Origin of the sequence: Pectobacterium nicotianae, from assembly GCF_023272715.1 — a bacterium.
GTDB classification, from domain to species: Bacteria; Pseudomonadota; Gammaproteobacteria; order Enterobacterales; family Enterobacteriaceae; genus Pectobacterium; species Pectobacterium brasiliense.
The window spans coordinates 4,365,911-4,392,667 of the sequence record NZ_CP096821.1 but is presented as its reverse complement, the minus strand read 5'-3'; the positions used below and the strand labels follow the sequence as shown (position 1 = coordinate 4,392,667).

The following is a 26,757-nucleotide window of genomic DNA, read 5'->3' as shown; positions in this document are numbered from 1 at the left end:
CATGGATATTTTAAAAGAAATTCCTGAAAAGATGACATTTAGCTCAACTGGGTCTCCAGTTGAGCCAGAATTAAGACCAATTTGGAGAATATCCTTGCTAACTATTATTCTTAACAAACTCTGTAGAGGTTCCTCAGCGAGTTTGAAAAAAATGCAAGTTTTATATTCTTTGATATCATCCTCTGATAAAAGATTACGATACTTTTCTGATGGGGCCTGTGCGGATATTAATATTCGCTTTGATCCGCTTTTAGATAAGGCAATTTCATTGGGGTTGGCTGAAGGGGTATTTTCTCTAGACACAGCAAAGAGTGTTGTTCTTACTAATAAAGGGACGCTTTTGTCTAACAAAATTTATAAAGATTCAACGTTGTTTGTGTTTGAGAAGGAATTTATTGAAAACTATACTAGATCCGAGTTTTCCGATAAGAAGATCGATCAGATATTATATAAAGGAATTATATGAGCAAGCTAAAAATTGAACGCTTAATAATTAGGACAAGTACAAGTGATGGTATTTATGGGGCAGACCTGAAGTTTGATTATGGACTAAACATCATAAGCGCTGAGAACTCCTCTGGTAAATCAACCTGTATTCAATCAATAATATATGCATTAGGATTAGAAGGTATTTTGGGGCCGTCTAGAAACAATCCTTTAAAATCTGCTTTAACAACTAAATTAAGGGATTATCATGATAATGAAGTTCTAGTTAATGAATCGAAGATATATCTACAAATTGCTAATGAAAATGAAAAAACAATTACCATATTAAGGAAAAGTAATAGTAATGCTTCAAAAATAGTCACTGTCTATGATTGTGAGTTTGACAGGATTAACACACAAAATTTCACTGATTTTTTTCTAAAAGATCCAGGCTCTGCACAGCGTGAAAAAGGTTTTCATTATTTTCTCTCTGATTATTTAGGGATAAGGCAACCACAAGTGATTAAATATGATGGAACTAAGTGTCCATTGTATATTGAATCAATTTTTACTGTTAATTACGTAGAGCAGACAAGAGGGTGGGGCGGCATACTGAACATTACTCCTACTTATTTTGGTATAAAGGATTTGTCACAAAATATACTTGAATATACTCTTAATCTAGATGTTCGTGAAATCAGAAGGAAACGAGAGATATATTTAGATGAAAAGAAAAATCAAGAAACTAAGTGGCTTAATACACTTTCAGACTTAGAGTCTAATGCAAAATCTTATGGTTTCTTTGTATCAACAAGAATACCTGAAAAAATTACAACAAAATCTGAAATCTATCAGGATAGTGATTTATATACACTAGATGATGATAATAATGAGATTTCATTACCACAGGATAAATCTAATCATGAAAAGGAATTAGAAGCTGTTAGAGAGCAGTTAAAGAATGATGATGATTCAACCGATGGAGAGTTAGATTTAATTCTTGATGACATGAGAGCAAATTTAGCAAATCATGAAAACGCACTCTCGCTATTAATCTCAGATATAGAGGCCAATAAACAATATATTATATCAATAAACAAAAGTCTTAATGATACTAAAGAAAGTTTGAGGAAATACAGAGATATTGAAAAATTGCAGTTATTAGGTTCACAGGAAGAGTTTGCTTTTGTTGAAGATAGCTGTCCAACTTGTGGTCAAGCTATAGAGAATACTTTGTTGCCAGCAACCTTGGATGGTAAAATATTAACCGTTGAGGATAATATAAAATATCTAGAGAAGACTTTTGCCGTATTTGATAGTTTAGCAAAAAGTGAAAAATTAAAGTTTGAAAAAAAAGAAGCAACATTAAAAGTAGCCAACGCTAGAGTTAGAGAATTACGTTATCAGATTAAGGAAATTCAGCGTAGTATTTTATCTCCTGTAAACTCAGGGCTTAGAGAGTTGATAAGAAAAGAAGTAAAGCTGGAAAAAGATATTGACGGTTTAAATTCACTTTTGAATTTTGAAATGGATAAAAAAAATACACTTCTTGCAGTTCTTTCCGATTGGCGGGAATGTAATAATAAATTGGCAGTTCTTCCGTACGATGGATTTACACAAAAAGATAAATTAAAGTTGAAGCTATTAAGGGATTCATTCAAGTCTAATTTACAAGACTTTGGATACAAAAGTACTCCAATTGAAGGTTTTGATTTATCGACAAACACATACAAACCCACTGTTGACGGTATAGATATTGGTTCTGAAGCATCTGCTAGTGATAATATTAGGGTGATTTGGTCATATTTATACTCATTATTGATGCTAGACTCCAACTCGAATGATATATCCACGAATCACTTAGGGTTGCTTGTTATGGATGAGCCAAGGCAGCAGGAGACCAAAGATGTTAGCTTCAAAACATTCATTAAAAAAGCGTCAGATTCGTATCTGGAAAAAAAACAGATCATAATGGGTACTAGCGAAAAATATTCTGATTTAATTGCTATGTTGGATGGCTTACATGTGAATATGTTACATTTTGAGAGTAATATAATTCGTAAGCAATAAATAGTCTCAATATTCTGAAATATAAACATATGAATGATTTAATAATGTATTGAAGTTCCATTGTCTGTACAATTAAGCGATATATATTATATTTTCGCTTAATTGTGCTTCTTTTGGGGGGTATTACATATATCTAAGGAGAAGTTCTACTCCTATGCGCATTACCATACATGAATGCCTCGTTGGCTATTGCAATTTTTTAAATTCATTTCTCACCAGCTTTAGCTGGCTATCGAGATATTTAAGTCATTTAAAGTTGGCGCGCAATGCTATCTCTTCCACTCTACCCCGTCGCGCGTACCCTCTCCCCGCCTGCCCGCTCTCACTAGATCATGCACTTTCCATGCATGGTACAAATTGCTCCAGAAGCCTTGTAGCAAGGGGAAACAGGCGTTTTTGAAGTCTCCTCATGCATGCAAATCCATGCACCGTATGCATGCACGGTCAAAAAATCGCTAGCCAGAGAAAAAAGCTCACAAAAAAGCCCGCGCAATGGCGGGCGACTTTCTGATGCTGACGGTAATGAAATTATAATCTGGCTAATTAATTCCGTAGGGCTGAGGCTGGGTAATCCTTATATTTTTTCTGCATAGCCGGTGATAACGGAATATCCGGCACCGGCAGATCGCGTCTATTCGATGGCTGAATAATTTCCTCTATCGATTCCAGTGTCCGAAAGGTTGCGGAGCATTCAATATTCCGGCACTGGTGATAACGCTGCTTGACGTTCTCCGATAACGGGCGACTGGTGCGGGCATGGGCGGCATGGCCACAGAACGGGCAAGACATCATTTAGCATTCTCCCGCTGTTCGCGTATAGCCTGACCTTTTTGCATCCGTTTGATTGGACTGGTCAGCAAGGCTTCACTGATATTCTGTAGGGGTGGGCTATACAGGCCGATTTCCTGCAACAGTGCCTCTTCTTTCATGTCAAATCGATAACTCTCCATCCGGCTTTCAAGTTGCTGAGTCACCTCCTGTAGCACAACCTGATTGGCGCTTGCCGTAAAGTTCACATGATCATAGACCTGCTCGTCGTGTGATTGCAGGGAAAGCGCATGAAGCCGTAAAGCCATGCTCCTGATAAGCGGTTCTACCGTTTCCATCGTTTTTTCCAGCTCGTAAGCGGCATAACTACGCATCAGGGAGCGGTGAGCATTTTGATAATCCAGCCCGCTTTTGGCAGCGGACAATTCAGCTTGTTCTTTGTCCAACTCTAACGAGGTCACCAGACTGTCATATTCTTTCGCCAGCTCTTTGTGGGATACCTGCTGTAAATGGAGTGACTTCAAATCGTCTGACATCTGGCCGCCTGCATCACGGAAGCGCTGCCGCCAGTCGTTTTCCAGTAACAGACTTTTTTCCTGTTCCACACGCTGCTGCTTTTGGGCATTTTCAATCGCGCTGATCACGTTCTGTAAAGCACTGTTATCTTTCTGATAGGCGGCCTTAGCATTGTTGTAGTAGTTACGTTGTTTGGTGATACGTTCATTCAGTATTGAAGCGGAAGTTTTAGTCATGGCCGTTGTCCTGTTTGGGTTATCTGGTAGCTATTGTGCAATTCACCACACAACCCCCGCTATCTGAGCCTGTCCTGCCATCGACCACACAAAACAATCTCACCTTTAGGCGGTTTGCCCGATTTAAAACCAACTCTTTTATAAAACTATTCACTACTCTTCACCTGAGAAAAAAGAATAGATAAATCAATAAATAAAGAAGTGAACAGTTGATAAAAAACTCTTCACCGAGTGTTCACACTGTTCACCCGGTTTTTTGAGCCTTTTTTCTGGCGAGCAGTTTTTACGATGTTATTTCCTATAAATAGCGCGGTGATTAATAGTCATAAACACGTAGACTTTTCTCAAATGAGAAACAAAGGAAAACTAAGAGAAACAATGACAATCCGGTGGCAAAAAAAGCCTGTTTTTTGCTCACCAATGGCACAACAGCCCCTTGTTGCTACCCCTGAAAATATTCACATAATAGCGAGCTACCAGAGCAATCCAGCGCCATCCGGCCAGAGCCGGGCGGACATAAACGAGGTAGCGTCACATGTTGTCAGCCACACCCCCAACACCCATTCCTGCTATGCCCCCGATGCCACAGCATCCGGCCAGAGAGCGTTTAATGCGCCTGCCGGAAGTGCTGCACGTTACCGGCATTTCCCGCTCGACGCTGTATGAACTGAGCAGCCGCAAAGCCTTTCCCGCCAACGTTTCGCTGGGTGGGAAAAGTGTCGCGTGGGTTGAGTCCGAAATTCATCACTGGGTGGCCGAGCGTATCGCCGCCCGCCAACAGGAGAACCACGCATGATCACCTTCACTATCGCCGGTCAGTCGGTCACGCTTGATGAACGGGAAGCCCTCAATCTGTGCGATCAACTGCTGCCCGCCATTCGCAACCCGGCCACCGTTGCCGCCCGTGAACAGCGTTTCGGTGCATTGCTGCTGAGCGTTGCACCGACGCCCGCCGCCTCTGATTCACCTCGGCGTTACTGCGCATCCCGTGCCGGTGATGCGCTGACCAACTGCTGAGGCTGTTCATGACTGCGCAATTTATCCGTTTCCCCGGCTTGCCTGCCGGGGCTTTTTGGCGTTATAGTTTCTCGGCTGTCGCAAAATCGACAGCCGGGCGTAGGAACCCGTGTTACTTCAAGGCGACACCAGACGCGCCATGCGTCTTTTTTTATGTCGTGGTCTTAGCACACCTGCATGCTATTCGGCAGCATTTACGCCGTAACTGCATCCAAATTATGGTGGCTCAGGCGGGGCAGCCTTCGGGCTGGCCGGTTCCCTTGAAGGCCGGTATTCCTACCCCCGTCTGGGCTACCACCCATGAGTGTAGGAACTCCGGTGGTAGCGATAACCGTTACTTCAAGGAGACTGCCACATGGCTACGACCCTCACCCCGTCACACCCGCAATTTACCTTTCTGTTTCTGGCCGTGCGCCGCGCCGAATTACGCGCCTTACCGCACCGTGAAGCCGTTATCGCCCCGGATGAAATCAGCGCCCGCCGTTTACTGGCGCGTGACTATGTGCTGTCTTTTGCTGGCCGTCTGCCTGCTCAGGGGGTTAGCCATGTTTGATTCTACCCCGCTGACCCTTGATGAAATCGCCGACCAGTGCCGCGCTCTGACGCATGCCGTGATTGAGCTGGATAACCCGGTAGCCAAAGAAGTGCTGACGTTTGTACTGGCTGAACGGCTGGAGCTGCTGGCCGTGACGCTGCAAAGCCCGGAAGTGCCGGAAACCGAGAACGGGGTGAGCGCATGAATAGCTTAGCCGCCCGTCTCAATAATCAGGATACCTATCCCATTCCCCACGCTGACTACCTGCGCCTGTCTCATGCGCACCGCGTTGGTGTGATGTTTCTCGATATGCTGGACGCTCAGCAATGCGGCATGACCGCCGCCAAACCCAATACGTTACCGGCCGATGATATGGCCGCACTGGTGGCGCTGCTGACTGACCAGATAGGCCACGTCATGACCCACTGTGAAGCCCACCTTTTCACCGCACGGGAGACAGCACAATGAACAGCAATAATCAGTCCTGTATTCCGCTGGAAGTGCGTACTGCCGTGTACCGCCGCGCTGTGGCACAGGCCTATCTGGATAACTGCCGGGAAACCGGCATTGCCCTGAACTGCAACCTGACCGAACTGGAAATTGCCATTGCGCTGGAGCTGGAGGGCGCACATGTGCGTGAGCACGGTATCGCTACCGGGATGGAAATCGCCTGCGCCATGCTGGGCGATATGGTGCAACCCACGTTACTGACTGATAAACCCCGGTTAACCGCGCTGGGGCACATCATCATGGGGGAGCTGTGCCAGTGTGCGACAGCGACGACCCCAACTACCACACTGCATTAAGGGGCAACGTATGGCACACCTTACCGTGACACAGACCGTGAAACGCGCCAGCGGCCACTGGCCGCAACTGCTCCCGGCAGTGGGTATCCGCGTTGATGCCACCGGGCAGCATACCGCCTGCCCGATGTGCGAGGGCAAAGACCGTTTCCGCTTCGATAACAAAGAAGGGCGCGGCACATGGTTCTGTAACCAGTGCGGCGCAGGTGACGGCCTGAATCTGGTGGAAAAAGCCCTGAAACTGACGCCGACAGAAGCCGCCCTGAAAGTGGGCGCGTGGCTGGGCGACCTGCCGGACAGCCCGGCAGCGTCAACACCAGACGACGCAGACAGCGAGGCCGCCCGGCAACGGGCGGCGGTTCAGGCACAGGCAAAACTGAAAGAGGCGGTGACGCAATCCGGTAACGCGTATCTCAGCGCCAAAGGCTGGCCGGATATCGCCGTGCCAACCTTACAGGGTAAGCCGCTGCGCGTAGGCGGTATCACCTATCAGCCCGGTGATGTACTGGTGCCGCTGACTACACCGGACGGTGAAGTAGTGAATCTCCAGCTTATCAATGCACAGGGCGACAAGCGCACGTTAAAAGGCGGGCAGGTCAAAGGCGCTTTTCACGCGTTCAGCGGCAAGCAGGCCAGCGTTATCTGGCTGGCTGAGGGCTACGCCACCGGCTTAACGCTGCATCAGTTAACCGGTGATGCGGTGTATGTCGCGCTCAGTGCGAACAACCTGCCGTCCCTTGCCCGTGAGCTGAAAACCCGCTACCCGGCGGTCACGCTGCTGATAGCCGCTGACCGGGACGAGAACGGCACCGGCCAGACCAAAGCGGAACAGGCTGCCGCTGCCGTCAATGGCCGTGTCGCACTGCCGCCGGTGTTTGGTGACTGGAATGACGTCTATCTTGCCGAGGGTGCCGACGCCACCCGGCAGCATCTGAACGCGTTTACTCAACCTGAATCGGTCAGCCCGTTTGCGTCGCTGGGTGAGGCTGAATTCAAGGCCATGAGCGCCAGCGAGAAAGCGGAGAAGATACGCGAGCATTACCGCGATACGCTGGCGATTGACGCGTTCGGGGAAACCTTCTTCCAGTATCATAACGGCGCGTGGAAAGTGTTGCCCTACCGCCTGTTAAGCCGGGATATCGCGGCGCTGTTTCAGAAGATACACGCCCCCTTTACCGCGTCCGGGATTGGCAGCGTGTTAGATACCCTGAAACTGATTATCCCGATGCAGGAGAAGCCCCAACGCCGGTTAATCGGTTTTCGTAACGGGGTGTTTGATACCGTCAGCGGTGAATTTAAACCGCACCGCCGGGAGCACTGGCTGAATACCGTCAATGATGTGGATTACACGCCGTTTAAGGCCGGGGAAAATCTTGCCGACAATGCCCCGCACTTCTGGCGCTGGCTGACCCGTGCCGCCGGGAACAGCGCGGATAAGCAGGAGCGTATTCTGGCCGCGCTGTTTATGGTGCTGGCGAACTGCTACGACTGGCAACTGTTTCTTGAAGTCACCGGCCCCGGCGGCAGCGGAAAAAGTATTCTGGCAGAAATTGCCACCATGCTGGCCGGGGAGGACAACACCACAGCGGCCACCATCAACACCATTGAATCATCCCGTGAACGCTCGTCGATTATCGGCTTCTCATTAATCGTCCTGCCTGACCAGGAAAAATGGAGCGGTGACGGTGCAGGCATTAAAGCCATTACCGGCGGCGATGCGGTGATGGTTGACCCGAAATACCGTGACGCCTATTCCACCCGTATTCCGGCGGTGATTCTGGCCGTGAACAACTCGCCGATGCGCTTTAGCGACCGCAGCGGCGGCGTGTCCCGTCGCCGGGTGATTATCCACTTCGATGAAACCATCCCGGCCAGCGAACGCGACCCCAAGCTGAAAGAGAAAATCCGCGCAGAGCTGGCGGTGATTGTGCGTCACCTGATGAAACGTTTTGCCGACCCAAACGCTGCCCGAACGCTGTTACAGGCACAGCAACACTCCGCCGAAGCACTGGAAATCAAGCGGCAGGCTGACCCGCTGGTTGATTTTTGCGGTTACCTGCTGGCACACAGTGACACCACCGGGTTGTATATGGGCAACGCCAACATCACGCCGCGTAATCCGCGTAAATACCTGTACCACGCTTACCTGTCTTTTATGGAGTCACACGGCCACCAGAAGCCCATCAGCCTGACGGCCTTTGGTAAGGTGCTGCCTAACATGATGTCGGAATACGGGCAGACATACCTCAAAGGGCGAACCAATCAGGGCATACAGACTAACCTTGAGCTGAAAGACGAATCAGACGCCGACTGGCTGCCAAAATGTGAGATTGCGAGGTAAAGATACCAAATACGACGAAACCGGCTCCGGCCGGTTTTTTTGCGTCAAGATACCTCAAAGAGTGATGAGTTACTCATCACCTGTTCACCAACTCATCACCCATTAATCCATTGATTAGTAAAAATAAAAATCCGTAGTGAAGAGAGTGAACAGTTTTGTGTAAAATCTTTTTATTTGGTTTCACGTTTATACCATAGCGTTGCTGCTTTTTTGATTAAGTGCTAAATTCAGTATCAAATATCATACTTAAAAGGGGCTAGTTATGTCCGTACAACCTATTCTTGCCAATGCTGCTGTGAGTATTAGCGACTTTAAAAAATCGCCCAATGCCGCGCTGAAAGAAGCTAACGGCGAGCCTGTAGCCGTGTTAACCAATGGCCGTATCTCTGGCTATTATGTTTCCCCGGAAACATGGGAAGCGCTGGCCGACTATCAGGAAGATATCGAACTTGCCAAAATTGCCCGTTCCCGGATGAAGGGGAAACGTGTGAAGGTCGATCTGGATGAGTTATAAGCTGGAGTTTGAAGAGCACGCGCTGAAAGAATTTAAGAAGCTGGGTGCACCCGTGCGGGAGCAGTTCACCAAAAAACTGAAAGAGATTTTACAAAATCCCCACGTTCCCGCCAACCGGCTTCACGGAATGGCTGACTGCTACAAAATCAAACTTCGTTCCGCTGGCTATCGGTTAGTGTATCAAGTGCTTGAGCATGAGATCGTGGTACTGGTTTTAGCTGTGGGCAAACGGGAACGCTCAGAGGTTTATAAAGCAGCCAAAGACCGATTATAAGATCGGGCTCGACTATCTTGTTGTGCAACCTATCTATCCAGTGATGAGTAATTCGTCACGTGTTCACCAACTCATCACGCACTAATACATTGATTAATAAAAATAAAAAACCGTAGTGAAGAGAGTGAACAGTTTTGTGCAAAATCTTTTTATTTTGGCTGAGTCATTATCATTATGTGTGTTCGGTTAGGATCCGTTGCACGGAATCGAATCCGGACGGATGATAATAAATATCATTTACAGGGTGTTTGCCTATCTCATTGATATATGGCTAAAAATCACTTGGGGGCACAAAAGGGGGCATAAATTATTTATTTTTTAATTTTATTGTTGATATTCAATATCTTATTTCTATACATGAGTCCGGCCTTCGCACCATTAGTATGAAAATTAAGTCACCTCAGGGTGGCTTTTTTTATGTCTGAAATCGTCCAGTAACCTCCATATGTATTTGTAATATAAATATTTTAATTTCATCCCCCTCCTGCGATTTTTTGAAAACTAACGCGATGTCTATAAGACGAAAGTGCTGAATGGTCGTTTAACGCGGTCCAGGAACATGCTCCTTCGACGGGATGTTTCCGACCAGATATTCCGAAGTCAACTGGACGAGTGTGCCAGAGTACTCCCATTCCGGTATGAAATCGGGTGCGGTGTTTCGAATCCTTGGGGAATGATATCAGGGGAAAAATCGGCCCGTAGACCTGACGGTCTACAGGCGTTTGGTTTACTGCGATGCTAACATGTTTTGAAGCGCAGTAAGCTGCCCTTGTAATTTCTGCAGTTCCATCTGTTTTTGCATTTCTGATTCGGAAGGGCGGTTTTGTGCCTCTTTCATGCTTTTTTCCAGTGCGGCGATCTCTTTTTGTGCCGTTGCGCGCCCTGCATTCTTTTTCTTCAGCTGTGCCACCAGATTATTCATCGAACGCTGTAACTCTTGTTGCGACTTACGTTTAGTGGCAACACTGGCATTACTTTGCGCCTTTTCCTGCTCAATAGCGGCATACACGGCATTGAACTCTTTATTCAATTCCTGTTCATGTTGCAGCGTCTGCTGTTTCTCTGTAACCCGTTGATCCCACGTTCCAGAATAGTTGCAGTTAAATTTAGTGACGATACTGACGTCACCGGTTGTCGGGTCACAGCTCTGCGGGTTGGTAACGCATCCAGCTAGCAGGAGTGTGGTGAATACTGGCAATAAAACGCGCATGGGAATTTCCTTAGCTAACTTTCAGGGCGGTACGCTGGTTATAAAGGCTATCCAGCTCGCTCTGTAATGAACCGATTTTGTCACGCATCTGGGCAATTTCTGTATCTAATTTTTTGGTGTTATCGCCGGACTTTTGCATATCTGTTGAGACGTCCTGCCACTGCTTCTCATGTTTTTTCATATCGGTAATCGTGTTACGCAAATAGGCGATGTTTGCATCTATCCCTTTGATCTGTTTTTGCATTTCCTCTTTTTTCACCGATTTTGTCGCAATTTCCTTCTCTATTTTGGCAATGGTTTGCTTATCACTGGCGATGACCGACTTCGCCACATCAGATGCGCCTTGAATTCGGGTGTTTTCAGCCTGGATATCTTTAATCGATGCATTTAACTGCTCTTCCTGAGTGGCGTATTTTTTACGCTGGTTATCCAGGTAAGCATTGGTGCCAACACCGATACCACAGCCAGCCACGGCTGCCGCCGCCATACACAATGTTTTATGTTCGGTGTCGCTGACTGCACAAGCCAGCATTCCTATCGCCGCACCGGCGGCACAAGCCTGCAACCCTGATTTGTTAAAGAACTCCATATCCTCGCTCTTCGACAGACGTGGATCGACGCCGCTACCCCCCAGGCTTGATGAATTTTGGCAGCCAGCCAGAAGTACAATTAATCCCGCGATTGTTGCTGTGCGTAATGCTTTAAACGTTACCATCACCTACTCTCCTTCATATTTATTAGTTATTGTTTTTGCATGCGTTAAGCCACGCATCCCGTGCCACTTTGCCATCCTTCCAGTACCCCTGAAGGTTTTTCCAATAGGTATCCAGATATCCGTTTAGATTAGTTTTGCCACGTGCCGCCATTAGCTGCTGTACGATGGCGATCTGTGGTTCGATAAGAGATTTGTTATAGGTCGAACCGATGTCCACTAGCGTGTCAGCGTAATAGCTGGTGATAAAATCGAGGGCTTTCTGATGCTGCCCTAACTGTTCCTGACGAAGAGAGCAGTTAGCATCTAGCTGATTACCCGCTGCGCAGGTTTTTGCATTGAGCTGATTAAGGCGATCAAGAAATTCGCCGTCATCTTTCATCTTTGTGCATAAAAATGCGCCTAACTGTAGTGATGTTCTTATAGCTTGATCGCGCTGTTCATCTCGCAACTGGCTGTTGGCGCGCAGTTCACCACGTAGTTGTTCCAGCTGTTTCTTTAGCACCTCATCTTGCACTTTGGCGGAAATTTCATTGAGATTTTGCAACGAGCCTGTCGCGCCTCCATCACTTGTGGTGCTTTTTTCCGTGCCGAGGGCCTGCCACTCTTTTTCAATTTCTTTGACACGATCGCGGGATGTGAGCGTTGTTGATACCAAAACCAGCCTCATGCCTGTCGTTTTACTGCCGTTCTCTCCCTTGGCGTCGTAATAGGGCTCTTCACCGCGCAGCGAGCTACGAATATCGCTCTGTACCGTTAAAATGCTTCCTCCGCGCACGATATAGCCACCGGCTTTACCATGTAAGCGGTCGAGCTTGTTAAGGCGAAAGGGTTCGAACATTATCTCGGCAGCATTGCCAAGCATATCGTGCAATCCGAGTGGGTTAGGCTGTAACAAGCCCGTTGGCTGGAGTTTCCCATTTGCTGATTGCGCGCCAGCGAACCAGGCATAGCCATTCATGCCTTCTGGCATTGGGAAATGCTGGTCGCGGAATTCTGATGATGACACTGATTGCCCGCCTCGGGCGGCAAATTCCCACTCGGTTTCGGTAGGTAAGCGGAGAAAGCCAGGTTGTCCGTCGTCTTTAGGCAAACTCGCCAGCTTCTCTTTCCGTAACCAGAGGTTGTAACGGTTAGCAAGGGACATCGCATCCATCCAGCCAATATTCACTTTTGGCAGACGGCCCTTTATATCTGGCGTCGGGCACTCGCCAGAGAGCGCCAAATACTGTAAATCGCTCAGCTCATACTTCGCCATCAAGTAGTAGCGGCTCTGTCCTTTTTTTTCAGGGAAACTGCCTGCGATATGCTCCTGACGGGCTTGCTCGACATATCCCCATTCATCACCTTCCTGTCCGACAACAATCCCGTAGTCATCCAGCAGGTTATTTTGCGGAATAATCACTTTCCTAAACGCCATCGCGCCATCGCAGGGGAGAGGGAGGATGACATCATCTGCCAGCGGTTTCGGGTTCCAGAATTTCTCATCCCAGGTTGCCTGCGCGGCGCAGGTATATCCCATACCCATCATAACCAGGCCCAGCACCAGTTTAAATTTCACGTAGACTCTCCGCAGGTTCGATTTTCAGCGCACGCAGCGCACCGATGGCGGCAACGCTTAACGCCACCGCCAGTACGCACAACAGTGCAGTAATAAAATGAATGGGATCGAGGTGGCAAACGAACATATGATCGGGAAGGGATGTGCCAAGCAGACGATTAAACAATTCGCTTCCCAATAGATAAATCGCTAACGCGATACTGAATGCCACACCCGTAAGGCAAAGCGCCTGGATCACGATAAATAGGGTGATTGCCTGACGGCGAAAACCGAGAAGGCGCAGTACGGCCATGTCGGTGCGTTTACGGTCGATATTGGCGATAAAAGCGCCGATCAGTGAGGCGATACAGCCGGAAGCCGAGATCCATGCGATGACCGCGAAAATGAGACCCAGTACGCGATCGATGGCGCGCACAGATTCGATCTGTGCCGCCTGAGTGACCGATTCGATATGCTGCGCTTCCAGCCAACGAGCCAGTGGTGCCACATCATCTAGCGTGCTGGCATAGAGTCGCGCTCGGGCAAAGCGTAGGCGCTGCCGTGGTGGCTCTCCATCGCTTACTTCAAGTAAAGAAACCTGAAAACCATCACGGTAATCTTCCAACGCGACCAGAAGCGGCAGGGAGATAAACGCAGCAGGACGAGTGAATTTGGCCTCATCAAGTACCCCACTGACAAATAGCTCAATGCTCGCACGCTGGTTCTGCCCTTCAAGATTGCGGTTGACCCGCAGGTGGAAGCGCCCCCCAACCTGAACCGCAAGGCGGCGTGCCGCACTGGCGCTTAATACCACTTGCGTATCTTGCTGTAGCGGAGGAATGCCCTGTAGTAACGGGTCGCCTTCTCCGGTGGGGATCACCTCAGCATTCGCGGCAAAATGCTGACTGTCGCGCACCAAATCTGCCTGCGTGTTCAAAGAGCGAGTGAGAGGAACAGTAAAACCGACTTCTGGGCGCTGTGCTAATTGTTCCAGCCAGGCGAGGTCGTAGTTGCCATTCCCGGTCATACGCACTTCCCGCGTGCGAGGATCGTCCAGCAGGTCATGGCGTAGCTGGTTGACGATGCCGTTCTTCAGGCCAAACAGTAATAATAATGGTGCGATGACTGCAATCAGCGAAAAGACAATACATAGCGTCACTTTGCGATCGTGCAATAAATCGCGCAGCGCCATACGCAGCAAAAGCATGCGAGCGGGTTGAAATTCAGGCAGGGAGGAAGACACTTTGCCCCTCCGTTACCGATGCTTTGTAACAGCGCAGGCCCAAATCCGCCACTCGCTGCCAGTCATGGCTGACAATAATGACGGCCATGTCTAGCGTTCGAACCATCTCAATCATCAGTGCAAAGAGCCGTTCTGCATTGTCGGGATCCAACGCCGCCGTTGGTTCATCGGCCAGAAGTAAACGTGGTCGGTGGGCAATCGCCCGAATAAACGCCACGCGTTGGCGCTCGCCAATCGAGAGTTGAGAAGGCATCTTGCCGAGTAATGCACGGATGCCTAATCGATCGATGGCGGTATCCAACCACTCTGCGTGAGTGGTCATCCCTACCAATTGTCGAGTCAGGTGGATGTTTTCCGCAACGGAAAACCACGGTAACAACCCGCCATGTTGAAGCATAAATCCCAACGTACGTGCCCGGATAGTGGATAACTGGACTTCATTTTCCGCCAATAGCGGCGTAGCGATATCCAGTTCGCCCAGCCGATACTCCTTGAGGCGTGCTGGACGCAGGAGTGTCCCCATCATTTCCAACAGCGTGCTTTTTCCACATCCACTGGGCCCGACAAGGGCGGCGATATCGCCACGAGACAGCACGAATTCAGGTAATGATACCTGGTAGCCATTTGCTCCGCCTCGGCGGATGTCCATATCGCAGATCCGTATCATTAGGGCAGATTTTCTAGAGGAACCGGGTAGACGTTATCCCGAGGGTCGCTGCCAGGTGCCAGTGCGATCCAGCGGTCAACATCCTGATTGTAGCGTTGGTAGTAGCTGAGTTTGGTGTTCAGGCGGCGAATAAACCGTTCCTGTTCGAGGCCATCCCAGCTTTTCCAGGTTTCTTCATCCAGGCTCAACACCTCACTCAGGTAGGGGAGGCTGTCGATGTATTCGCCCAGAAGCCCCATCTCACCAAGGCGGGTGGCACTCTTGCTTTTTGCCTGGTTCGGATCATTTCCCATGGTTGCTGCCAGCGAACGCAGACTGGCAAACATATCATCCGGCGAAATCATCCCTTCATTAGCCGCGTTGATGATTTTTTTCATCACATCGCTTAAATCGCTCAGTTCGCTCTTAGTGAGCAGTACCCGGACTTCTGTGGCTGGAATATTTTGTTTCACCAGATCGCGGTCGCTAATCCACGACTTAAATACGGGTGGCACCTGCGTCCCCTGTTTTTCGCCAAGGTAGGCAAGACGCATCGCATTGCTCAATTTTTCTGCATCGCTTAACAGTGGATTCGTTTGCTTGCCCGCGTATTCTGGGCTGGCACCGAGCGCACTGCCCACGGTATTCTCGCCACTCCAGGCTGTTTTTATCTGCCCGGTAATGGCGTTAGCCAGCCCATCGACCATTTTGCCAAAGTTGTTCACGTCACCAGAATCGATAGGGTAATACAAAGGCTTATGCAGAAAGGGGTTCAGCGTCAGATCCTGATATTGAGCTTCTGCCGAGGCGTGGTTTTTCTTTCCATTTGGGGCTTTCAGATGCATGGCGTAAAGTGCCACGCCACGGTACGCGGCTTCCTGACGCACCTGAGCAGCATCGAGTGACGTTGAGGATAAGCTATCTGACCCCTCAAGTGCCCCGGCATCGGTAATCAGTACGACATAACGGGCACCAAACTGGGTCCAGTCCACTTGGTCCAGCGCCATCATTACGCCACCGTAAGCATCTTCATCCATTTTGCTGCTTGATACCGTGGCCTGCTTAAGGTCATGCACTTTGGCGAGAAAGTCTTTACCGCTTTTCACCGTGTTGGGGTCAACATACATTTTGCTGTCGTACTCCAGACCCGGCACGACTTTGACGCTGGAGCGGTATGCGACCAAGCCAAACTTCACCTTATCCTGTAGCTGTTCTTTCTCAATGCGTTGATAAATCTTATCGATAGCCTCTTTAGTGCGTTCAATATAAGGCCCCATGGAAATGGTGGAATCGATCACGAACACCACTGACGCAGAGAAGCCTTTCATCATATTCTTTTCGTTCTGCCCATTTTTTTCGTCCGACGGGGAACCACCCGCCCCCGTTGTTGCATTGGCTTTTTCGCTAACCGATGCGACATTCAGGACACGAACCTGGAAGCCGGTGTCGGTGAAAATATCATCCGAACCGAGTACTGGCAGAAGATAGAAATTTTTAAGTTGATCAACCATGTAATCTGGCTCTCTGGCCAGAACTTGCGGTACGGGCTGATTATGCTTCAAACGTGTCAGAAGCGGATCCAACATGGCAGAGGGCTTCTTGCTATTAAGAATGGCTTCAACGTCACTCTTATCGCGGAAGAACAGCATCGGATGGCGGCCTGATGGGTTGGTAAAGGCCAGCGTCAGCTGCATCTTCCAATCCACGGTACAAGATGATTTCATCCAACCGGAAACGCGCCCTAAGCTATCCGGCCCTACCTGTAACCATTCATCCTGCCCATTTTGGCTGCGTTGATAAACGTAGAAACGGCTAAACGCAGGCTGCTCTTTGCCTGAATCGCCCATTTTATCCGCTAACTCACAGCCTGGATAAGTCAGCACGCGTTGGTACAGCGTGCGTTTTCCTTCCTGCAGCAGTGGCTTTTGATCGGCAGAGAGTGCTGGGAAGCTAAAGGCGGCGGCACAAAATAGGCCACTGAACCAGTGAACATAATTCATTCTTTTATCCTATTTTTTCAGCGCGGCTAAGCGGGCTTTAGCATCGTTGTTTTGCGGATCTTTATTGACGATGGTTTCGTACCAGTAGGCTGCTGTCTGTGCATCAGGGCTGAAACAACCACCGGCTTTCGCCGTTTGCGGATCGTATTCCTGGGCGTAGCGCATTGCCATTTGCGTATCTCCCGACTGCGCTTTGTAAGCGTATAAACGTTGGGCAATGTCGCAACGCTTACCTGCTTTGGCTTTGCTAATAACGTCAATCAGTTGAGCACTGCTCGGTTGGCTGCGCAGGCAACCTTTGACAAATTCCAGTTCATCGCTGTTTTTCATCTGATCATCACCGCAAGGCCCACTAACTTTGGCGACGGAGGGCGCGGTAGTGGTTGCCGCAGCAGGCGTTGGGCTGCGAGTAAACCACCACGCTGCGGCGGCAAGCAATATTAGGATGAGGATCACGATGGCGATCAGCACACCCGTTTTACCGGACTTGGGCTTATCGCTGGATGCATCGGTTCGTACCTGAGGTTGCGGTACGGGCGCAGGAGGCTCCGGAGTGGGTTCTGGATTAGGTTCTGGCTGTGGTTCAGGGATGGAAATTTCCTGAACGGGCGCTTCTTCCACTGGCTGGACAGTCGCTAATGGATTATTTTCACCGCTTGCCTGAGAACTCAGTAGACCATCGGTGATGGTGAGTACGCCAACATCACTTGTGGCGATATCTTTAACCGTAATCCTGTAAGCAGCTTGGCGATTTGCCAGCAGCGGGTCGAGAAACGTGGGTCCAACCTGCACGCCAGGTACATCGTCGTACTGTGCCAGAGGCGATAGGGTTAAAAAGACTTCACCGCTACTCCACTGCCCGTTGTTACCGAGATAAAGATGGTCCTGATTACGTAACACCGAGATCGTGACACCTTCCTCAGCCCCTTTCCATGCCCGTAACAGCAGCAGTGCATAGCCAGGCTGGACAGGTGTTAAGGGTTTTAGTTCTGGTTTGATCACGTCAGGTTACTCCTGTGCAGTTTTAATACGGTGAATGATTGCGCCGAGTTTTTCATTTTGTGCCACGCTGATCTCCCGACCCACTGAATGGCCTGCGTTCTCGGCGATCAACGCTTCCAGACCGATCAGCCAATCGATAATAAAAATGGCACTGTAGTTAAGCTGTTGCGGTGTCAGACATGTGAGACGCTCGTCATCCATCCACTGTACGCTGTCGCATTGCGTCGGGCGGGTGAAAATGGCCTGATCCGGCATGTTGGGGCGAACGGGGCGTTTTGCCTCGGGGACAGTCAAATAACCAAGCCAGGTGACAAAATTGCTCATCACGTGCAGTACGCGTGATACCTGACGTTCGACCATACGCTCGCGGCGAACACCTGCCTGCTCGGTGTTGGCCATTACGCCAACCAGCGCATCTTCTAGCTTCAGCCGTAATAAACCCGTGATCAGTTCATCTACCAATTGCACGATGATTGGCCTTGGCAGATTGATATAGTTCAACATTGCTGGCGTTTCTGGCAGGTCGCGCAGATGGTTAATCCAAAGCTGTAATGCCTGGCGAGCAAAGGTGGTTTCATGACTATGCACTGCCGCTACGGGGGTATCGAGACCAAAGGCATCGTCAACGCCGATATCAAAAAAGTCGGCCTCTTCCTCAGCAACGTCCTCCGTTTCCACCGAAATTTGCTGCAGGTAAAGCTCCTGTAGGGATCGCCGTGTGGGGACAAGACGTGCTAACAGCTCACCGTGCATGCCATTACGTTTTTTCAATGCGGCGAGAATCTCTTGAGCGATGAGATTTTTTTTCGCAACTTCTTCTTCACCTTCGGGCTGATACCATTTCCCTAATCCCCTTTCTACCAGTTCATCGCGCATATCCTGTAACTGCTCTGCAATGCGCTCCATCTTCACTTCTGGGCGAGCGACTTGAGAGAGGTAATCGGCCATCCGGCGCATCCCCCCGTCATTCAGGTTGAGCATGGCGTCCCAGGCGGCTTCCGGGTTGGCGATATAGCGCGTAACGGCACCATCCTCCAGGAAGGTTTTTCGCATCAGCGCCAGCTGCGCTTTGCTTTCTTCGCGGATGGCGTTTTCTTTCTCGTTCTCTATGTGGATGAACGGGGTTATCTGGCCAGGTTTACGTACTAGAAACGTGTTATTGAATGCCTGTCCCGGCTGCCACTCCTGCAGCCATTGATATTTACCAAAGCGTTCCGTTATCGCCATTTTGATCATCCCTCCAAGTCCCCAGGACTGACGAAGAATGGCTTCGTCATGGGATAGCCCTTGGCTGATGCGCAAATCAAACATGGTGAGCGCCCATATTAAACCGGGCAATCGGCGTCCGCGTGCCTCTGGGTCTGCGCCCTGCGTATAGTTGATCCACTCATTCAGTACATCACCAACTTCTTTTACATCAGACTGTTTGGTAGACGCGGTGCAAACAACTAATACGTTCATGTCCTGATTTTCAGTATATCGCTCAAAGAGATAGGCGACTTTCCCGCGAAGGATTAACTGCGCAAGCGGGTTACTGTCTTCACTTTTCACTTCCCGACGTATGTCATCCATCGACTCAACGCCCAGACGACCGCGATAACCAGGGAAATCGAGTAGATCCACCGATTCAAAGAGAGATTCACGAGGAGGCGCGAGCAGCGGAATATGCAGCTCAACCGTCAGAACGGCCAACTCTGCCAGAGAGATGTCAACGGACGTACCCGCTTGGCCATCCTTCACAGGCGTGACTTCAATACGGACATCAGGTTCTTTATTCAGACGTTCCAGCATATCAACGTTCATAATGCTGTCGTGCTGAACGAGTAAGCCATCTTTTTCCTGTACTAGCGCGTGTAGCGGAGCCCAAACTTCATGCGCGCCGCCCACGCGTTGCAACGTCTGCGCAAACTGGGTGTAGGCTTCGGTTAGCTCCGGTATTTCGCCCCATAGAACAGAAAAAAGCAGCCCGCGATCGTTCGGCGTCAGCCAGGGGGCCAGCACAATCGCCTGAGGCCAATAATGCAATGCCAAACGGCTTTGGCTCTTTCCTGCATGACGACTGAGGTAGTCCCACAGCGATACAACATCATCTTCTGTTACGCCAGGAACCCGAGAGGAACAGCGGCGCTTTGACAGTGCGGTCAGCAGGTTATGGGTTCGCTTTTCATCATACTGCCAGTTAAATTTTTCCTGATTAAAATCATAGATAAAAGCATTCGCCAGGATTTTCCCCATCTCTACTTCACTGAAGAGGAGAAGGGAAACGTGTTTATGTTCAGGCGTGTTAGCGGTGCGTCTGCTGAAACGCGTGACTAATCCCGTGGCTTCTTTCCCTCCACCTGGTGGATTGATGTGCTTCAGGAAATCAAGCTGTTTACCGGCAAGCTCTGTCTCCAAATTACCGTTTTCGCCTGCCGCCAGTGCGGAGATCAAATAGGATTTACCTGCTTGTGATAAACCAAAGAAGCCCACCGTCATCGGTTTCGCCGCCGCCTGCGCCAGCCTGCGGGCTTTGTTACGGCTGCGACGTAGGCTAAGCGTCAGGTGATCGGCTTCCTTATCCAGATTCTGAGCGTCTTCACGTACGGCCGCGATCCAGTCAATCGCCTGCTCTGCGCCAGCTTCAACATTGTGCCAGCCCTGAATAATTTGCTTGGAATTGATGGTATTCATTAGCTTTTAACGCTCCCGCTATCCAGCCAGTAATGGGTTTCTCCCATACCGTTACCGACCATAGTGTTCAATTGGAATGCCACATCTTTTCGGCTGTAGTTACGGCGTGCATTCTCCATCTCCAACGATTCAATGCGGAATCTTTCTGGACTGACGGCCTCTTCACCATTGCGGGGGCGTCCTTGCTCGGCCAGCAACTGCAGACGCATAACCGCATCGCCTGCGAGTTCACTGGCAAGATTGGGGTTGGTTATCTTCAAGGTGTACAGTGCCGATGCAGGCCAGCGCTCATTATCAAGCTGTCGGAAACCAATACGGACTTCACCACGGGACTCAAACCCTTGGGTTTGATTAAGCTGGAAGTTATCGGCATCCAGATCGATATCGCGGTAAAAGACGTTACTGTCTTTAATGACATTGTTACCGTCCAGCATGCCCAGATAGCGAATGGTGGAATAGGGCACAAAATTTGCTGTACGGAAGTAAAAATTATTCAGCCTGGAGTTTTCTGCCAGCAGACAGAGCATGGCTCCCACGACGGCGGTAGATTTGGGATCATCAATGCATCCCTTTTTGTTAAACGGATACCAGCCGCCAGTTTCATACCCATGTAGTGGAAGAACGCGTGACGGTGGCACGGGCTGTAGCTGGCGGATCAGTGCTTGAATACCGGGCAAGCGTGATGGACGACCGGTCAGCAACAAGATATCGCAGTTGTAATGCCACAGGACTTCACATAGCGCACGTAGGCTGTGACAAATGTTCATCCGCCCGCTACGCGGATTGATAAATTCGTTGTGCAGTTGGGATAAATCGACTTCTAACGGAACATCAAGGATCGAGAACGGGAGACTGTTATCAGACTGTCCAGAGCGAACAGCATCGTTCACATAGTCCTGCACTTTTTGCGTCGGTACGTTTATCTCCAGTAGTTCACGGAACGTGTAACTCAGAAGCTCACGTCCTTCATCCGGCTGATATTCTTCGTAGCGATGTAAAATCGCCAATGCCAACGGCGCGAAAATTTGCAACGTCAATTGCTGGCGCAATACCTGCTTGCCTGCCTCAATCGATTCGCTGCCAAACAGTTGTGACATGATTGATTCGGACGCAATATCGCTGTGTCCTACTTTCATCATCGCGGCTTTTACCGCTGGCTGCAGATAAAGGCGGATGACATCGAGCAGAATATCGTCTCCCGCGACTTTAAACCCTTCACGGAATAGCTGTTTGGGGATGATGCGTACGTTAATACCCTGGCCTTCATCCAGGGTATAGCGGGAAATCACCAGGTCTGTCGTTCCTCCACCAATATCGATCGAGGCCACTTTCAGGCTGCGTTTTTCCGTTCCTGATATCTGGTTATCTGGGCGACGGGTGGCGGAAAAAAATTCGTCGGTGCGCCCACCAAAATAATTTTGCGTCTCGTTATACAGGTAGACAAGTTGCCCACAGGTAGCCTCATCCCATTTGACATGTACGCCCGGGTGGGGATGCTTCAATTGCTGCGGATCGTTGCCTTCATATTCCATCGCTTCCCAGCCGAGAGATTTCCACACCAGACGAATCGCATCGTGCATGCTTTGTTCGAAAATGGCGCGCTCGGGTTTCGGCATGGCTGGTGGTACGGTCATAATGACATTACGCAACCGACGTGGCGTGCTGGCATGGTTCATTTTCAACCGTTGTGCTGGGCTGTTAATTTGCATTAGCGCCTGACTCAGCACTTCTGACAGCATCATGGTCATTAGCGAACTGCGGCTGTAGATCGGTGAAAATACGGGCATCCGCTCATCTTCGGGGACGCGGATTAATAATTTGCCCTGATCGTTAAGCATGTAGAGCAAGGGAGCGGCAGTCGCCAGCGGTTCACGATCTGATTTCACGAAGGCCTGACTGAATCGCCAGCCTGGCGAATAGGATTGATCGTCCCAGAGGTATCGCTTCGGACTGGAAATGCCCGTTGAGCCTTCGGTACCAAGACGTTGGGCCGCCATGCGAAATGCTTCACCGCCAACTCGACCGATTGTCGGCCAGGTAAAGGCATCGCTACGCCCACTCTTTAGAGAGAAATCCTGCTTACCAAATTCCGCCTGAGCAAACTCCAGACGGCTGTCAAACGGTTCATTATAGACATATTGGGGTTGACTGAGATCGCGCAACTGCAACTGGTAGAGTTGTGATAATCCCTTGTTATCATCACGATGCTCTTCAATAAGGATGCCGCAGCTTCGTGAGTTACCAATATCTAGCACCAAATCGACCGGGATTGCCGTATCGCGAATTTTGACGTCGTTAACCTGTACTTCCGGGATGTGAATGGTGTCGGCCAGTACACTGAGAAGATTCAGGTAATGCGCCTGATGTTCTTTAAGCGCCAGTTTTTCTTCATTGTCTTCATAGTGTTGGCGTAACCGCTCCTGAGCCTGAGTGGTGTAGACATCTTTCAACCACTCCTCTACCCATTGTTGGGAAAGAAAGTCGCCCATTTCGTGCACGTGTTTGGCCAACGCAAAACCCGCGCCAGAACGCACGTCATCCTCACTGGGAGCCAGATACTGGGTATTGGTGCGATCGGGGAAAATTTTGGTGTCAAAAGTCAGGATGGCACGCCAGGTGTTGCCTTTATCGTCCGGCTCGGCCAGTTCATGAAATTGAACGCGGGCCCAGTTTGCTGGCCCTTGTGAAAAGGCGCGTGGCGGGTTGAAACGGAAAAAGGGGAGAGGGAACCAGATTCCCTGATACAGCCGCAATGAGTCTTCAATTGCCAGAGAATACTCGGACTCGACGGAACGTGGCGCTTCGTTATCCTGCGTCGGAATGTGGTATCTATCTTCGCGCTCGTTATAGGCCAGTCGCAGAATAGGGCCGTCACCTTGTTGGCGTAGAAATTCACCGTACTCTTTGCGTGGAGGTAGCGTAAAAGCAAAATCAAGAAATTGGATCCCGCTGTCACGAATGAGTTTGACCTGTTTTTTAAAATCAGTGAGTTCAGCCAGCATTTAGTTACTTGCCTCCTGCTTCATCGAGATAGGGAAAAGAGTATTGGCATCGTAACGGCCTTTACAATCCGCGATATTTTTCGCGCCAGGCGTGCAGAGGATTTCTGGCATCTGATAAACCGATCCATCGGTGCACTGGGCTTCACCTTGGTTATTAATGGTGAGCTGACCTGAACGCGTCAGTGCATTAATTACCCCTTTGCAAGAGACGCCATCACCACGCACCATCCGTACTTCACCTTTGCCACCTTTGATCTGGTAGCTTAGGCTCAGAGGCTTACCCGTGCGCCCATCCTGAATACCCGCGCCGGCATGCCAGCGTCCGTTCAGAAAAGCCGTATTGCCTTGTGCAAGTGCCTCCTGTGGCAGGCTCAGCGGCGTTTGAGTTCCTGTCGTCGTATTTACGGCTCCGGAAGCGGCCGAAAGAGAGGGATCAAGTGCGGCAGTTGGAGCCTGTGTCGGTGGTGTACCTTCCGATAGTGTACCTTCCGATAGTGTACCTTCTGATAATGGTGTTCCTAACTGAGGGATATTTAGCTTCCCGGAGTCAGTATTGGCAGATATCGCTGTAGATATTTCGCCACTGACTGAACTGATACTGGATGCTGTCATGGTCAGGCTTGTGCCTTCCATCGTCGTGGAAGCCGCTGGCAGTTCAGGTTTATTCAGGTTTATTGCCGGTAACTCGGGTCCCTTCATGCTGAAGCTGGGGAGGGGAATCGTGATGCCCGGAACACAACCGCGCAGCAGAAGCAGCGCCAGTAATAGAAGCAGCAGCAATGGTAGTAACCAGTACAGCCAGACAGGTAGCCGCCGCCGTGCATTGTGCCGAGCAGGGGGAGTCGAGGCGTTAATGCCAGCATCCGTCGTAGCAGAGGGCATGCTTACCGTAGCGGCTGTGGTTGTAGCCGGAATGGTTGTAGCCGGAATTAATGGTGCCGCAGTACGTAAGCAGTCCAGCGGGTCGAGTCTGGATTGCTGCTGAGCGTTCACGAATCCCCAGAAACTGATCACAGGTTTTCCAGCCACGAGCCAGACGTGCTGCTGATCGGGAAACTGTAACGCTTTTTCCAATAATTGGCCGAATAACCGCTGTTCTGGTTGAGTATTTCTACGCTGCTCTTCGCTTAGCTGGCGTAATGCTGCCTGACTGACTTCTAGCTGGCTTAGCGCGGCCTGACGTTCACTGTCGGTAGCGGCAGACCATGGAATGATGTCACCCGAAAATGGCGCATACCAATCGATGCGATTGCCATGCTCATTGATTTGGGGGATAGCGAGGGTATCCGCTATAACGTGCTGTTTTCGCAAACGCAGTGTTTCACGAAGTTGCAGTGCTGAAATATGCACCGCTTGTCCGTTTTCGCCCATGGACTGATATTTATCGAGCTTATCACTACACAGAAACATCTCTTTCACGTTTGCAGGCCTTTGCTTGTGTTAATAAAAAAGTAAAAAGACGCGATATAATCTTTTCGAGATCGTTAAAAATGCCGCGTACGAGTAAGTTGATTAGCCTCTACGCTAAAAGCTATCGATGTTTCATTGGTATCGTTCAGGTAGAACACATCTATCCCACTGATTGGAATAGATGTGTTCTTTGGCACTGAATTGTTTTCTTTGCGACGACGCTTCCGTTGCTATGAGGACTCAGCCCTGCTATTCACACCCTTCAGGAATATACTCTTTCATGGCCTTATTCATGATATTGCTGAACTCCTGAGTATTGTTCACGGCAAAAACACTACCGCCAGTATTGGCGGCAATGCAATTTCCTGCGCCTGTACTGAGGATATCAACAACATTGATTTGTAGCCGAGGTTTGCTTTTTTTCAGTTGTTTAGCGACTGCACACGGATCGCCGCCACAGGTTTCCTCTCCATCGGTGACGAGCAGGATGATCGCATCACGATTGACACCATCGACCAGTTTACCAGCATGTACCAATGCTTCTGCCAGAGCCGTTTTGCCTAGCGGTTCAATGCGATTGATCCGGTTTTTCAATTCTGTACGCCGCGATGGCGGGAATGGCCCTGAGACGCTGACCTGACGGCAATCGGCTGCGGCTACCAGACTGATATTCATGTCGTTGGGTAATTTATCAATAATATTACTTGTTGAACGGCGTGCGAGGCTGATCCGGCGCGGTTCACGTTCAACATTCCCGAGGAGTGTCAAGCTTGCCACCCAAAGATCTATCTCATCCTGCGTGGCATCCATACTGACTGCCATTGAACCGGATGCATCAAGAACAACCACCACTTCTGGAGCCTGCTGAACGGTACGCTGTGCCGGACAAAGTGCCTTAGTGGATAGCGGAGGTGTTGGCGGTATGACTTTTTTGGGTGGCACGGGTTTTTGGGGTTGTACAGGTTCCGCCGGTGTTAACGGTTCGGGTGGTTGTTCGGGTTCTGCTTGCTTAACAGGCTCTGTTGGCGTGACAGGTTCTGCCTGCTTAACAGGTTCCGTTGGTGTGACGGGTTCTGCTTGTTGTACCGGTTCCGTCGGCGTCACTGGCAGGCAGCCGCGCAATAAGAACAGAGCCAATACGACCAGCAATAACAGCAGCAATAGCCACGGCCACCAGATACGGCGAGGTGTGACTACTGGGGGAGCTATCGTCACTGGCGGGGGCGACAGCTCCGTCATGACAGGCTGACCACCAATCACCCAAATGCTTGAATCAGCAGGTTGCTGGCTGGCAAAAGTCAGCAGCCGCAGCACATCTTCAGGTACACGACTGTCTTGAGCTAATCTATCCTTTAACTCACTGATTATTTGCTGTTTTTGTTTTAACAGCGCTTCTGCTCGCCCCCTTTCTGGTGCGGGCAGATCCGTCAACCGAATCGGCTGACCATTCATCTCGCTATACCATTCGATAGCACCGTCATCGGCCTGTACTGGGCGTGCAAATATATTTCTATGGGCCAGCGATAAATGTGGTTCAACGGCGGAAAGCATCGCGGAATAGCATGTCATCTGCCATTGTAAGTTCGATGATTGTTCAACAGTCCTTGTTATTCTTATCATTTGGGCAGCAACGCTATCGATGTAAGTAGATTGATCTGATTGAAAATGAAAGCCAATATAGCTTATATAAAGGATGTTAATAAGATTAATCTTACTTGGCAACCTCTAAAATTTGAGATAAGTCAATCCAATACACCATTGTTTGCTTAAGCTTACAAACGCTGTTGCATCGGGTTATTTGCTGCATTTTCTGGCTGGT

The 26,757-nt window shown here is 49.6% G+C and carries 24 protein-coding genes and 1 pseudogene; 12 read left to right on the top strand and 13 right to left on the bottom strand.

The features are described from left to right. Position 1: 1 nt before the first annotated feature. Both MYB54_RS19510 and MYB54_RS19505 read left to right on the top strand, forming a co-directional pair. Positions 2-466, top strand: a complete 465-nt coding sequence (locus tag MYB54_RS19510; protein WP_248721249.1) for a hypothetical protein — start codon at positions 2-4, stop codon at positions 464-466. Then, a complete protein-coding gene (locus tag MYB54_RS19505) occupies positions 463-2,496 on the top strand; it encodes a hypothetical protein (protein ID WP_248721248.1) in 2,034 nt (677 codons plus the stop codon). Before MYB54_RS19510 ends, MYB54_RS19505 begins: the two co-directional genes overlap by 4 nt. A 543-nt stretch (positions 2,497-3,039) precedes the next feature. On the opposite strand, the gene MYB54_RS19500 is transcribed toward MYB54_RS19505, so the two are convergent. Together MYB54_RS19500 and sid are read right to left on the bottom strand one after the other, a co-directional pair. Continuing rightward, positions 3,040-3,288: an ogr/Delta-like zinc finger family protein gene (locus tag MYB54_RS19500; RefSeq protein WP_072061664.1), complete on the bottom strand. Its 249-nt coding sequence runs from the start codon at positions 3,286-3,288 to the stop codon at positions 3,040-3,042. After that, positions 3,285-4,016, bottom strand: coding sequence for a capsid size-determining scaffold Sid (gene sid, locus MYB54_RS19495; protein ID WP_248721247.1), 732 nt, complete (start codon positions 4,014-4,016; stop codon positions 3,285-3,287). The genes MYB54_RS19500 and sid overlap by 4 nt, the downstream gene beginning before the upstream one ends. Positions 4,017-4,551: 535 nt before the next feature. On the opposite strand from sid, the gene MYB54_RS19490 reads away from it, so the two are divergent. The 10 genes and pseudogenes from MYB54_RS19490 to MYB54_RS19445 all read left to right on the top strand — a co-directional run bounded on the left by MYB54_RS19490 (position 4,552) and on the right by MYB54_RS19445 (position 9,500). Further along, complete coding sequence (locus MYB54_RS19490) at positions 4,552-4,812, top strand: helix-turn-helix transcriptional regulator (protein WP_248721246.1); 261 nt, start codon at positions 4,552-4,554, stop codon at positions 4,810-4,812. Further along, entirely contained in the window at positions 4,809-5,033 is a 225-nt protein-coding gene (locus tag MYB54_RS19485) for a hypothetical protein (protein ID WP_248721245.1), read from the top strand. The genes MYB54_RS19490 and MYB54_RS19485 overlap by 4 nt, the downstream gene beginning before the upstream one ends. 8 nt (positions 5,034-5,041) lie before the next feature. Further along, positions 5,042-5,344, top strand: a pseudogene (locus tag MYB54_RS19480) (ash family protein); the annotation flags it as partial. Positions 5,345-5,388: 44 nt separating this feature from the next. Next, positions 5,389-5,586, top strand: a complete 198-nt coding sequence (locus tag MYB54_RS19475) for a host cell division inhibitor Icd-like protein (protein WP_039294701.1) — start codon at positions 5,389-5,391, stop codon at positions 5,584-5,586. Further along, on the top strand, positions 5,579-5,773 hold the full coding sequence (locus tag MYB54_RS19470; protein WP_248721988.1) for a hypothetical protein: 195 nt from the start codon (positions 5,579-5,581) through the stop codon (positions 5,771-5,773). Before MYB54_RS19475 ends, MYB54_RS19470 begins: the two co-directional genes overlap by 8 nt. Next, positions 5,770-6,036 carry a hypothetical protein gene (locus MYB54_RS19465; RefSeq protein WP_010310714.1) on the top strand — a complete coding sequence of 89 codons (267 nt, stop codon included), beginning with the start codon at positions 5,770-5,772 and terminating at the stop codon, positions 6,034-6,036. The genes MYB54_RS19470 and MYB54_RS19465 overlap by 4 nt, the downstream gene beginning before the upstream one ends. Continuing rightward, positions 6,033-6,374, top strand: coding sequence for a DUF5375 family protein (locus MYB54_RS19460; protein ID WP_248721244.1), 342 nt, complete (start codon positions 6,033-6,035; stop codon positions 6,372-6,374). The genes MYB54_RS19465 and MYB54_RS19460 overlap by 4 nt, the downstream gene beginning before the upstream one ends. Positions 6,375-6,384: 10 nt before the next feature. After that, positions 6,385-8,712: a phage/plasmid primase, P4 family gene (locus MYB54_RS19455; RefSeq protein ID WP_248721243.1), complete on the top strand. Its 2,328-nt coding sequence runs from the start codon at positions 6,385-6,387 to the stop codon at positions 8,710-8,712. A gap of 262 nt (positions 8,713-8,974) precedes the next feature. Next, entirely contained in the window at positions 8,975-9,226 is a 252-nt protein-coding gene (locus MYB54_RS19450) for a type II toxin-antitoxin system Phd/YefM family antitoxin (RefSeq protein WP_005973616.1), read from the top strand. After that, positions 9,216-9,500: a type II toxin-antitoxin system RelE family toxin gene (locus MYB54_RS19445; protein ID WP_248721242.1), complete on the top strand. Its 285-nt coding sequence runs from the start codon at positions 9,216-9,218 to the stop codon at positions 9,498-9,500. The genes MYB54_RS19450 and MYB54_RS19445 overlap by 11 nt, the downstream gene beginning before the upstream one ends. Positions 9,501-10,227: 727 nt before the next feature. Here MYB54_RS19445 and MYB54_RS19440 read toward each other — a convergent pair. The 11 genes from MYB54_RS19440 to MYB54_RS19390 all read right to left on the bottom strand — a co-directional run bounded on the left by MYB54_RS19440 (position 10,228) and on the right by MYB54_RS19390 (position 26,507). Continuing rightward, positions 10,228-10,710 carry a coiled-coil domain-containing protein gene (locus tag MYB54_RS19440; RefSeq protein WP_014913962.1) on the bottom strand — a complete coding sequence of 161 codons (483 nt, stop codon included), beginning with the start codon at positions 10,708-10,710 and terminating at the stop codon, positions 10,228-10,230. A 10-nt stretch (positions 10,711-10,720) separates the two neighbouring features. Continuing rightward, the gene (locus MYB54_RS19435) at positions 10,721-11,425 is read right to left on the bottom strand and encodes a coiled-coil domain-containing protein (protein WP_014913963.1); all 705 of its coding nucleotides are present in this window, start codon (positions 11,423-11,425) and stop codon (positions 10,721-10,723) included. A 22-nt stretch (positions 11,426-11,447) separates the two neighbouring features. Next, positions 11,448-12,983: an SUMF1/EgtB/PvdO family nonheme iron enzyme gene (locus MYB54_RS19430; RefSeq protein WP_080756839.1), complete on the bottom strand. Its 1,536-nt coding sequence runs from the start codon at positions 12,981-12,983 to the stop codon at positions 11,448-11,450. Then, on the bottom strand, positions 12,973-14,205 hold the full coding sequence (locus MYB54_RS19425; RefSeq protein WP_248721241.1) for an ABC transporter permease: 1,233 nt from the start codon (positions 14,203-14,205) through the stop codon (positions 12,973-12,975). The genes MYB54_RS19430 and MYB54_RS19425 overlap by 11 nt, the downstream gene beginning before the upstream one ends. Then, the gene (locus MYB54_RS19420; protein WP_205593357.1) at positions 14,186-14,854 is read right to left on the bottom strand and encodes an ABC transporter ATP-binding protein; all 669 of its coding nucleotides are present in this window, start codon (positions 14,852-14,854) and stop codon (positions 14,186-14,188) included. The genes MYB54_RS19425 and MYB54_RS19420 overlap by 20 nt, the downstream gene beginning before the upstream one ends. A gap of 17 nt (positions 14,855-14,871) precedes the next feature. Continuing rightward, complete coding sequence (locus MYB54_RS19415) at positions 14,872-16,851, bottom strand: vWA domain-containing protein (RefSeq protein ID WP_248721240.1); 1,980 nt, start codon at positions 16,849-16,851, stop codon at positions 14,872-14,874. Positions 16,852-16,860: 9 nt separating this feature from the next. Continuing rightward, the gene (locus MYB54_RS19410) at positions 16,861-17,853 is read right to left on the bottom strand and encodes a hypothetical protein (RefSeq protein WP_248721239.1); all 993 of its coding nucleotides are present in this window, start codon (positions 17,851-17,853) and stop codon (positions 16,861-16,863) included. Positions 17,854-17,859: 6 nt separating this feature from the next. Further along, the gene (locus MYB54_RS19405) at positions 17,860-20,526 is read right to left on the bottom strand and encodes a putative virulence factor (RefSeq protein WP_248721238.1); all 2,667 of its coding nucleotides are present in this window, start codon (positions 20,524-20,526) and stop codon (positions 17,860-17,862) included. Beyond that, the gene (locus tag MYB54_RS19400) at positions 20,526-23,528 is read right to left on the bottom strand and encodes a virulence factor SrfB (RefSeq protein ID WP_014913970.1); all 3,003 of its coding nucleotides are present in this window, start codon (positions 23,526-23,528) and stop codon (positions 20,526-20,528) included. The genes MYB54_RS19405 and MYB54_RS19400 overlap by 1 nt, the downstream gene beginning before the upstream one ends. Next, positions 23,529-24,938, bottom strand: coding sequence for an SrfA family protein (locus tag MYB54_RS19395; RefSeq protein WP_248721987.1), 1,410 nt, complete (start codon positions 24,936-24,938; stop codon positions 23,529-23,531). A gap of 249 nt (positions 24,939-25,187) precedes the next feature. Continuing rightward, entirely contained in the window at positions 25,188-26,507 is a 1,320-nt protein-coding gene (locus MYB54_RS19390; protein ID WP_248721237.1) for a VWA domain-containing protein, read from the bottom strand. Positions 26,508-26,757: the final 250 nt, after the last annotated feature.

What these genes read in the sequence shown, in the direction of transcription:
- MYB54_RS19510 (WP_248721249.1), top strand. Translation starts at nt 2, where the DNA reads ATGGATATTTTAAAAGAAATTCCTGAAAAGATGACATTTAGCTCAACT.
- MYB54_RS19505 (WP_248721248.1), top strand. Translation starts at nt 463, where the DNA reads ATGAGCAAGCTAAAAATTGAACGCTTAATAATTAGGACAAGTACAAGT.
- MYB54_RS19500 (WP_072061664.1), bottom strand. Translation starts at nt 3,288, where the DNA reads ATGATGTCTTGCCCGTTCTGTGGCCATGCCGCCCATGCCCGCACCAGT.
- sid (WP_248721247.1), bottom strand. Translation starts at nt 4,016, where the DNA reads ATGACTAAAACTTCCGCTTCAATACTGAATGAACGTATCACCAAACAA.
- MYB54_RS19490 (WP_248721246.1), top strand. Translation starts at nt 4,552, where the DNA reads ATGTTGTCAGCCACACCCCCAACACCCATTCCTGCTATGCCCCCGATG.
- MYB54_RS19485 (WP_248721245.1), top strand. Translation starts at nt 4,809, where the DNA reads ATGATCACCTTCACTATCGCCGGTCAGTCGGTCACGCTTGATGAACGG.
- MYB54_RS19475 (WP_039294701.1), top strand. Translation starts at nt 5,389, where the DNA reads ATGGCTACGACCCTCACCCCGTCACACCCGCAATTTACCTTTCTGTTT.
- MYB54_RS19470 (WP_248721988.1), top strand. Translation starts at nt 5,579, where the DNA reads ATGTTTGATTCTACCCCGCTGACCCTTGATGAAATCGCCGACCAGTGC.
- MYB54_RS19465 (WP_010310714.1), top strand. Translation starts at nt 5,770, where the DNA reads ATGAATAGCTTAGCCGCCCGTCTCAATAATCAGGATACCTATCCCATT.
- MYB54_RS19460 (WP_248721244.1), top strand. Translation starts at nt 6,033, where the DNA reads ATGAACAGCAATAATCAGTCCTGTATTCCGCTGGAAGTGCGTACTGCC.
- MYB54_RS19455 (WP_248721243.1), top strand. Translation starts at nt 6,385, where the DNA reads ATGGCACACCTTACCGTGACACAGACCGTGAAACGCGCCAGCGGCCAC.
- MYB54_RS19450 (WP_005973616.1), top strand. Translation starts at nt 8,975, where the DNA reads ATGTCCGTACAACCTATTCTTGCCAATGCTGCTGTGAGTATTAGCGAC.
- MYB54_RS19445 (WP_248721242.1), top strand. Translation starts at nt 9,216, where the DNA reads ATGAGTTATAAGCTGGAGTTTGAAGAGCACGCGCTGAAAGAATTTAAG.
- MYB54_RS19440 (WP_014913962.1), bottom strand. Translation starts at nt 10,710, where the DNA reads ATGCGCGTTTTATTGCCAGTATTCACCACACTCCTGCTAGCTGGATGC.
- MYB54_RS19435 (WP_014913963.1), bottom strand. Translation starts at nt 11,425, where the DNA reads ATGGTAACGTTTAAAGCATTACGCACAGCAACAATCGCGGGATTAATT.
- MYB54_RS19420 (WP_205593357.1), bottom strand. Translation starts at nt 14,854, where the DNA reads ATGGACATCCGCCGAGGCGGAGCAAATGGCTACCAGGTATCATTACCT.
- MYB54_RS19415 (WP_248721240.1), bottom strand. Translation starts at nt 16,851, where the DNA reads ATGAATTATGTTCACTGGTTCAGTGGCCTATTTTGTGCCGCCGCCTTT.
- MYB54_RS19405 (WP_248721238.1), bottom strand. Translation starts at nt 20,526, where the DNA reads ATGAATACCATCAATTCCAAGCAAATTATTCAGGGCTGGCACAATGTT.
- MYB54_RS19400 (WP_014913970.1), bottom strand. Translation starts at nt 23,528, where the DNA reads ATGCTGGCTGAACTCACTGATTTTAAAAAACAGGTCAAACTCATTCGT.
- MYB54_RS19395 (WP_248721987.1), bottom strand. Translation starts at nt 24,938, where the DNA reads ATGTTTCTGTGTAGTGATAAGCTCGATAAATATCAGTCCATGGGCGAA.
- MYB54_RS19390 (WP_248721237.1), bottom strand. Translation starts at nt 26,507, where the DNA reads ATGACATGCTATTCCGCGATGCTTTCCGCCGTTGAACCACATTTATCG.